The 8,561-nt window shown below is 44.0% G+C and carries 9 protein-coding genes and 1 pseudogene; 4 read left to right on the plus strand and 6 right to left on the minus strand.

Translation table 11 applies throughout. From position 1 onward, the window contains the following. The first annotated feature begins 529 nt into the window (after positions 1 to 529). Positions 530 to 1,549, plus strand: coding sequence for an N-acetylmuramoyl-L-alanine amidase family protein (locus DW793_RS13190; RefSeq protein WP_118158415.1), 1,020 nt, complete (start codon positions 530 to 532; stop codon positions 1,547 to 1,549). A gap of 35 nt (positions 1,550 to 1,584) precedes the next feature. Next, positions 1,585 to 2,769 (plus strand): N-acetylmuramoyl-L-alanine amidase family protein, encoded by a 1,185-nt coding sequence (locus DW793_RS13200; RefSeq protein ID WP_118158416.1) that lies wholly within the window; start codon positions 1,585 to 1,587, stop codon positions 2,767 to 2,769. Positions 2,770 to 2,819: 50 nt separating this feature from the next. Here DW793_RS13200 and ispF read toward each other — a convergent pair whose 3' ends face one another. The 6 genes and pseudogenes from ispF to DW793_RS13230 all read right to left on the minus strand — a co-directional run bounded on the left by ispF (position 2,820) and on the right by DW793_RS13230 (position 6,996). Then, positions 2,820 to 3,293 carry a 2-C-methyl-D-erythritol 2,4-cyclodiphosphate synthase gene (gene ispF / locus DW793_RS13205; RefSeq protein ID WP_118158417.1) on the minus strand — a complete coding sequence of 158 codons (474 nt, stop codon included), beginning with the start codon at positions 3,291 to 3,293 and terminating at the stop codon, positions 2,820 to 2,822. A 31-nt stretch (positions 3,294 to 3,324) separates the two neighbouring features. Then, positions 3,325 to 4,437 carry a bifunctional chorismate mutase/prephenate dehydratase gene (locus DW793_RS13210; RefSeq protein ID WP_118158418.1) on the minus strand — a complete coding sequence of 371 codons (1,113 nt, stop codon included), beginning with the start codon at positions 4,435 to 4,437 and terminating at the stop codon, positions 3,325 to 3,327. A gap of 52 nt (positions 4,438 to 4,489) precedes the next feature. Continuing rightward, on the minus strand, positions 4,490 to 5,077 hold the full coding sequence (locus DW793_RS13215) for a GNAT family N-acetyltransferase (protein ID WP_118158419.1): 588 nt from the start codon (positions 5,075 to 5,077) through the stop codon (positions 4,490 to 4,492). A 10-nt stretch (positions 5,078 to 5,087) separates the two neighbouring features. Continuing rightward, a complete protein-coding gene (locus tag DW793_RS13220) occupies positions 5,088 to 5,501 on the minus strand; it encodes an EamA family transporter (protein ID WP_041337213.1) in 414 nt (137 codons plus the stop codon). A 120-nt stretch (positions 5,502 to 5,621) separates the two neighbouring features. Further along, a pseudogene (locus DW793_RS13225) lies at positions 5,622 to 6,775 on the minus strand (aminotransferase class V-fold PLP-dependent enzyme). Then, positions 6,772 to 6,996: a DUF3343 domain-containing protein gene (locus tag DW793_RS13230; RefSeq protein WP_022287071.1), complete on the minus strand. Its 225-nt coding sequence runs from the start codon at positions 6,994 to 6,996 to the stop codon at positions 6,772 to 6,774. The pseudogene DW793_RS13225 and the gene DW793_RS13230 overlap by 4 nt, the downstream one beginning before the upstream one ends. A gap of 191 nt (positions 6,997 to 7,187) precedes the next feature. On the opposite strand from DW793_RS13230, the gene DW793_RS13235 reads away from it, so the two are divergent. Together DW793_RS13235 and DW793_RS13240 are read left to right on the plus strand one after the other, a co-directional pair. After that, a complete protein-coding gene (locus tag DW793_RS13235; protein ID WP_118158420.1) occupies positions 7,188 to 7,592 on the plus strand; it encodes a hypothetical protein in 405 nt (134 codons plus the stop codon). Between the two features lie 150 nt (positions 7,593 to 7,742). Further along, complete coding sequence (locus DW793_RS13240) at positions 7,743 to 8,357, plus strand: epoxyqueuosine reductase QueH (protein ID WP_118158421.1); 615 nt, start codon at positions 7,743 to 7,745, stop codon at positions 8,355 to 8,357. Positions 8,358 to 8,561 lie beyond the last annotated feature (204 nt).

Consider the following 8,561-nt stretch of genomic DNA (forward strand, 5'->3'; position numbering starts at 1 on the left):
GCGGAACGTATTCCAAATTGCCATATATTATTTCCATTTCTCTTTTGGTATAATGTTGCGACCTGACTATATACCAAAAATCATCAAGATCGATCAAGTTTTACACCCTCTTTTTTTATTTAATGCAATACTATATTATATCATACTTTCTAAAAAAGTTTACATTTATCAACACGGAAGTTGAAATAGCCGATGTAAGAAATGAGTAATTTATCTGTCAGAATAGACAAAGGGGAGGGCGAGAAAGCTTGTGGCGTGGGGGTCGTGGTATAGCTGAGATGTTGTGGGGGTGGACGGGCGAATGTTGCTCGCCACTACAGATAAATTGCAGTCATGAGAAATTGTAGGGGCTGGAGTCCTCGACAGCCCCTTTATCTTGGGTATTTATTTTATGAGCTGTACAGTTATTTGGACTGTGCAGCTTTTTATGTGTGAGGGGTGTGAAAATTGGGGCGGCGGTATTGAAATTATTATTTTGTTGTGATATAATTGTACTAACTAGAACTGTGTAAATTCGGGAAGGATCTTTATGAGTATAAACAGCAATGAGGGCAATGATTTTTGCAACAGATATAATGCGGTGCTGAAAAGCGATAAGAAAAAAATGATCGCTGCGGCTGCAGCTTGCACTATCGTTATGGGAGCAGGCTTTGGCGGATATTTATACTACGGCGCTTATTATGCTTCGGGCTGGCACACCCATGACGGCTCGACTTATTATATTGTCAAGGAGACTGGCGAAAAGGCGCTTGGCTATCAGATAATAGACAACACCTGCTATCTTTTTGACGACAAGGGAAACGCTATGGCTGACGGCTGGCATAAGTATCGTGGGGACACTTACTATGTCAAAGACGGCGTTGTTCAGCGTGGAAAATTGAAAATAAAGGGAGAGGAATACTATTTCTCTGAGGAGTCTGGCATTTTCAGGACGGGTCTTTGCGAGATAAACGGCGGTGAATACTACTTTGACGATCACGGCTTCCCTGACACGGGTTTTGACAGCGACGGCGGTTATTACTATGACGAGAGCGGCAAGCGTGTGACAGGCTGGGCAAAGATAAACAATGTTCAGTATTATTTTCTCAAGAGCGGTGAGATGGCTAAGGGCTTTGTTGAGATAGAGGGCAAGATATACTATTTTGATGATGACGACGGTCACATGGCCACAGGCTGGCAGGATATTGACGGAAAGAAGTATTATTTTTCTGAGAGTGGTGCTGTTCACAAGGGCTGGATGGAGCTTGAAAAGAAGTATTATTATTCTGATGAAGCTACAGGGGCTTGCGCTCAGGGCTTTGCGGAGATAGACGGTGAGAGCTATTATTTCAATGATAGCTGTGAAATGGTCAAGGGCTGGATAACAATTGACAAGAACAGATATCATTTTGCCGGTGACGGTAAAATGACTAAGGCTGGTATGAAGAACCGCCTGAGAAGTATTATTTCAAGGGCGACGGCTCGGCAGGCAAGGGCTTTACCAAGATCAAGGACAAGTATTATTACTTTGATAAGAAAAATCGCCTCCTCTCCGGCTGGAACGAGATAGGCGGAAATGTTTATTACTTCGGCAGAGGCGGTGTTGTGGCTGACGGCTGGGAGGATATTGACGAAGATACTTACTATTTTGATAAAAAGACCCATGTGGCAGCGACAGGCTGGACGAATACGGATCAGTACACTGATGATGAGAAAAAGAAAATAAAAGAGTTCAAATCCAATGTTTCAAAGCTTGTGAAGTTTGAGAAGGACGATTACAAAAAGGACGAGAAGCCTGACGAAAAAGAGACCCAAAAGCTTGAGGAGCTTGCGGACAAATTCGGTGAAAAGACATTCAATGCTTATGACAGAAAGGTTTATGAAAAGTTCGGAGGTGCGGTGTTCTATCAGTATTATTTCTACTCTGATCACACCCTTTGCACTGGATTTCATAAAATAAACGGCTATTACTTCTACTTTGATGAAGAAACCGGCAAGAAGGCTACGGGCTGGAAGACAATTGACGGAAAGAGATATTATTTTGGTCTGACAGGTGCGGCGGCTGTTGGCGAATTTGAGGAGGGCGAGGACAAAAAATACACCTTCTCAAACGAGGGCGTGCTTGCAGACGGAATCGTTAAGATAGACGCTGAATGGAAGTTCAAGAAAGAGGACGGCTCTTGGGCTAAGTCGGAGTTTGTTACTTCAAAGGGAGAAACCTACTATATTGGTGAGGACGAGGCTGCACTTACAGGTTGGCACACTATTGAAGACAAGCTGTATCATTTTGACAATGACGGCAAGCTTTCAAAGGGGCTGTTCAGTGACGATTCAGGGCTTTACTACATTGACAAGAACGGCGCTCAGAAAGACAAGTGGGTAACGGCCGGTGACAAGACCTATTATTTTGACGGCGATGGCAAGGCAGTTTCAGGCTGGAGAGAAATAGACGGAACGGACTTTTATTTTGACAGCGATCATGTTTTGCAGAATGAATGGACAACTATTGACGGAAAGAAATATTTCCTGCAGAATGGTGTTGCGTTGAGAGGTCCTGTGTACATTGACGACAAGTATTACAACTTCGGTGAGGACGGATATCTGAAATCCGGCTGGGTAAGCTGGCGTGGGCAGAAGTTCTACAACAACAAGAACGGCACTGTTGTGACAGGTTGGAAGAAGATAGGCGGAAAGCGATATTATTTCAATGATTATGGCATGATGCTTATAAACACTACTGTTGACGGATATAACATTAACAATGACGGAGTTGCGCATAAGGCAAAGTAGCAATAAAAAGGACTGCTGTGGTTTAAGACAGCAGTCCTTTTGGTTTTGTATCAAATTTTTTCAAGCAGGCAGACCGCTGTGGCGGATATGCCTAGTCCCTCGCCTGTGAAGCCTAGTTTTTCTTCGGTGGTGGCTTTAACTGATATTTGTGAAATATCGCAGCCGCAGGTTTCTGCTATACGCTCCCGCATGGAGGTGATATATGTGGCAAACTTCGGCTTCTGTGCGCAGATAGTGGAGTCTATATTGCCTATTTTCCAGCCTTTTTCGGTCATAACGCTTATGACTTTTTCCATGAGCTTCATACTGTCTGCACCCTCATAGTTGGGGTCATTATCAGGAAAAAGCTTGCCGATATCGCCCAGTGCCAATGCACCAAGTATGGAATCCATTATGGCGTGGGCAAGGACGTCTGCATCGGAATGTCCTAAAAGTCCCTTTTCATATGGTATATCCACGCCGCCGAGAATGAGCTTTCTGCCCTCGGTCAGTCTGTGGACGTCATAGCCGTGTCCTATACGCATTTTTGTTCCTCCTGTCCTAAAAATCGTACTGTTATATTTCCTCGTAGTTACCTAAAAATTTGAAATATGAAAGCTCTGAATTAAGCTCGCTCATGAGCTTTGCCACGTCCGGAGAGGTTATTGCTCCCTCAAAATCGAGATAGAAAACAACGTCAAAATCGGTGTTTGCGATAGGGCGGCTCTCTATCATGGAAAGGTTAAGACCTGCCACGGAGAATTTGGTGAGAAGTCTGTAAAGTGCAGATGAGGTATGTGGCAGTGCCAAGGACACTGACACGATGTCAGCAGTTTCCGAGCAGAGAGTTTCTTTCGAGATGAGAATGAATTTAGTGTAATTCTCGGCGGCGTTGGCTATATTATGCCTGAGTATCTCAAGACCGTTCTGCTGTGCGCAGGCTTCTGAGCAGATAGCGGCATAAGGTTCATTGCTCTCTTTTATGTAGCACGCCGCAAGGGCAGTATTTGCGTATTTATGGCTTTTAAGTCCGTTCTGAGAAAGAAATTCAGAACACTGGCTGAGCGCCTGCTCGTGAGAATAGACTATTTTGATATTCTCAAAGCGTGTGCCTTTTTTTACGGCAAGGCAGTGGGAGATCTTTACCTTAGTTGCTGCGCATATCTTGAAGTTATGCTTTTTCATAAGCTCATAGGTCTGACCAACTGAGCCTGCGGTGGAATTTGCTATGGGAAGTATACCAAAATCCGCTGAGCCGTTTTCAACTGATGAAAAAACGTCCTCAAAATCTTCAAAGAACATTGGCTCAAAGTCGCTGAATATCTGCTTGCAGGCTATATGTGAATATGAGCCTGTGGTACCCGGTACAGCGACTTTTTTATGACCTGTCAAGTCCAAATTTTTGTACTCTATCTTATCTGAGTCTGCAAAAAACTCCTGATACTGACGGCACTTTGAAATATCCATGATGTTTTGGAAGAACACTCTTGACGCACTTTCCAAGCCCTTTGGTGAGCTTTCTGTTACATGGTCAAGTATCTCGTTTTCACGCTTGCTCTGAAAAACAGGCATATTGTTTGCTATCTTATATTCAGCCACCTTGAAGCTTATCTGCATACGCTTATTGAAAAGCTCCTGAAGTTGGCTGTCTATATCGTTTATTTCATTTCTTAATTCCTGAAGATCCATTTTTACGCTCCTTAACAGACAGAATGATATTATTTTACCATATTTTCTGCCTTTATTCAAGAACTATTTTGTTAATTAAGGCTTTATCGAGTTTGGAAAATGGGATAACGGGCAGAGGGGTGATTTCGGTCTGGATGAGTATTTTTTCGAGCCAAACCATATGGTAGCACTTGTTGAACTTAAAGGCACATCTATGGAACGTACCTATTATAGTATAGCCCATTTTTTCATGGAACTTTACGCTGTTAAAAGTGAGATACTCGTCTTCTTTTTCGGGATAGGCGACGCAGGCATAGAGGTTTGTTATATGCTGTGCCGCAAGGAGCTTTTCAAGGGCGGCGTAGAGTTTTGCACCTATGCCTTTGCGGTGAAGTCCTTTTTTTACATAAACTGTGACTTCAACCGACCAATTATAGGCGGCTCTGTTTTTGAAAACGCCTGCATAGGCGTAGCCTGCTATTTTGCCGTTTTCTACTGCGGCTATGTAGGGATAATTTGCGGATATGCGGCGGATCCGGTCGGAAAACTCCTCCACAGAGGGGACGTTATACTCGAATGTTATGGCGGTGTCTTCAACGTAGGGACGGTATATTTCAAGAAGCTCGTGAGCGTCCTTCTCGGTAACTGTTATTATTGTCATAGCGTTCTCCTTATAGTACCATTAATACTGTGCCTGCAGTGATAAGCACTGCACCTATGGCTGATTTTACTGTGAAGTCCTCATGGAGAAATATCACTGCAAGGATAAGGGTGATGACAACGCTGAGCTTGTCTATGGGGGCGACCTTTGAAACGCTGCCCATTTGGATAGCCTTATAATAGCATAGCCACGAAGCGCCTGTTGCAAGTCCTGAAAGGATAAGGAATACCCAGCTTTTTCTGCCTATAGAGCCTATGCCGCTTTGTGTGTGGGTGATGAACACCATGAGCCATGCCATAGCAAGCACAACGCAGGTACGCAGTGCGGTGGCAAGATTTGAGTTTACTCCTTCAATGCCGACCTTTGCAAGGACAGAGGTGAGCGCTGCGAAAACAGCGGAGAGAAGCGCAAACACGAACCACATAATACCACTTTCTTTCGTGAAAAATTGTTTGCTCATGCTTTATTATAGCACCTAAAGGTGCTTTTTGCAATAGAATGAGCGGCAGGACGTGATATTTTACATCAGACCTGCCACTTATGCTTAGTTATTTGCGGCAAATATTTTTATTGTTCGTGAAAGTGCTGTTACCTGCTGAGGGGTACTGAATGCAGAGGGTGAGAAACGCACTGTGCCTTGCTCTATTGTGCCGAGGGTGGTATGGGTGACGGCGGCACATTGCAGTCCGCCACGGAGGGCGAAGCCTTTTTCGCTGAGATAGGAGGTGATCTCAGCGGAAGGGATATCTCCGATGTTAAATGAAAGTATGGGGACTTTCTTTTGGTCTGCTTCATAGAACTTTATTTTGTCTATGTCTGAAAGCTGTTCGTAGAGCTGTTTGCAGAGTTTTTTTTCGTGGGCTTTTATTACGGCAGGGGTCTTTTGGCGGACGAACTTCAGTCCCTCTCCAAGACCGATTATGCCACTGTGTTAATTGTGCCGCTTTCAAGCTTTTCGGGGAGAAAAGGAGTCTGTTCAAGCAGGGCGGAGGTCGCACCTGTGCCACCCTCGATTATGGTAGACAGAGAATACTCGCCGTCTGAGATAAGAAGCCCTGTGCCTGTTGGTCCGTAGAGGGCTTTGTGACCTGCGGCACAGAGAAAGTTGAAGCCGTCTGAGAGAGAAAGCTCCACAAGACCACAGGCTTGTGCGCCGTCGGCTATAAAGCATATGCCGTTGGCTTTGCAAAGGGCGGCTAATTCACGGTATGGCATGAGCCTGCCTGTGACGTTTGAAGCCACAGTACAACAGATACACTTAGTTTCGGGGGTTATAAGGCGGCGGAAGTTTTCCACTGTTTCGCTGTCTGTTTTCCCTGTTCGGGCAATAGAATATTTCACGCCTCTTGTTTTTGAAAGGGCATAGACGGGTCTTGCTACTGCGTTATGCTCGTGGTCTGAGATTATCATATGACCACCGTACTGCATGACACCTTTTATCGCCATGTTAAGGGCATGGGTACAGTTGGCGGTGAAAGCCACGTTCTCGGTCTGTGCTCCAAACATTTCTGCCGCATGCTGTCTGACGGTGAATATCTTTTCAGACACTCGCATGGAAAGCTTGTGACCGCTTCTGCCCGGGTTGCCACCATAGCGTTCTACTGCCTGAGCGACGGCTTTTGCTACGGCAGGGGGCTTGGGGTAGGTGGTGGCTGAGTTATCAAAGTTTATTATGCTTCGGGTGTTTATTTTTCTCACCTCTTTTGCTCGAATATCACGTTTCTGAATGGTATGCGCTCTTTTTCAAGTATGGCGGTTATTTCTTCCGGGGGTGCGGTGACGGCTATGGAGTAGCCACAGCCTGTGCCAAGGTCCTTCGGGGTGCGCTGTATTTCGCAGTAGTATTTTAAACTGTTCAGCAAGTTTTTTGCTTTCATTGCATAGGTTATGGAAGTCATGGCTATAAGACTCTTTTTCATTTTTGTTGCTCCTTTATGCTGTACTTGTCCGTATACGCTTTTACGAATACACTTCAGTATATGCCGTTCGCTGTTTGAGGGTGAACGCTGAAAGTTTTGTGAAAGGTAGGTGAAATTTGATAAAAGTTAATAGTCAGTTTAAATTTCGGGTGTACTATTTATAATATAAAAAAGAAAAGAGGTAAAAGCTTATGAACGGATTTATGTATAAGGTAGCGAGATTTTTTCAGGGCAGATATGGTATAGACAAGCTTTTTTACGGCATTTGCGGTGTGGCTGTGGTGCTTAGCGTAGCGAATTTGTTTGTAAGGTCGCTTATTTTACAGCTTATGGTATACGCTGTGCTGGTGCTGGCGGTAGTGAGGGCGATGTCGAGAAACTGTCAGAAGCGATATGAGGAGAACATGAAGTTTGAGAGGGCTTTCGGGGGAATTGGCAGGAAATTTTCATTCTGGAAGAGAAAGTTCGCTGACAGAAAGACCCATGTTTATATAAAGTGCGGTGTATGCAAAAAGACGTTAAGGCTTCCAAAGGTAAAGGGTGAACATACTGTGAAATGCCCTAACTGTGCAAATAAGTTCAAGGTGAAGATCTGACCTGTTGCGGAATTTTCGGAAATGTGCTATACTATATAATATAGTATGATACTGTAGGGGTGCAAAGACAATGGGAATGGGCTGTCTAGGACGCCGGCCCTTACGGGAGTGTGTCAGGTACGATTTTTTTGCGAAAAGGGAGCGGCAGGAATGCAGAAGGTAAATTATCAGAAAATGCTGGAGGGCATTATAAAAAAACACGAGGAAAAGGGCGAAGTGCCGACTTTGCTTTTGCATAGCTGTTGTGCGCCGTGTTCGTCTTATGTGCTTGAATATCTGTCGCAGTATTTTAAGATAACTGTGTTTTACTACAATCCGAACATTTATCCCCGTGAGGAGTACGATAAGCGTGTGGCGGAGCTTCAAAGGCTTATTGCACAAATGCCTATGAAAAATCCTGTTACGTTCGTGGAGCGTGGGTATGACGAGGGTGAGTTTTTTCAGGCTGTTAAGGGCTTTGAGGATATACCTGAGGGCGGAGAGCGGTGCTTTCGCTGTTACAGGCTCAGGCTTGAACGTACGGCTCAGCTTGCAAAGGAGCTTGATATGGATTATTTTACTACAACGCTGTCTATTTCACCATACAAAAATGCTCAGAAGCTCAACGAGATATCGGAGGAACTTGGGGAGATATATGATGTAAAGGCACTTCCTGCGGATTTCAAAAAGCGTGAGGGCTACAAGCGTTCCATTCAGCTTTCAGCGGAATACGGGCTTTACAGGCAGGATTACTGCGGCTGTATCTTCTCAAAAAGAGAGCGATGAAAGGCTGGATACGTTTACAAGAAAATCTGAATAAATATAAAAATATTAATATAACATAGAATACTTGTACATATTACGATAACATATTTGGCTATACGTTTACAAGAAAATCTGAATAAATATAAAAATATTAATATAACATAGAATACTTGTACATATTACGATAACATATTTGGCTATATATAGCAAAAATAATATACAAAA

This window comes from Ruminococcus sp. AM31-15AC (assembly GCF_003462045.1).
Lineage (GTDB): Bacteria > Bacillota > Clostridia > Oscillospirales > Ruminococcaceae > Hominimerdicola > Hominimerdicola aceti.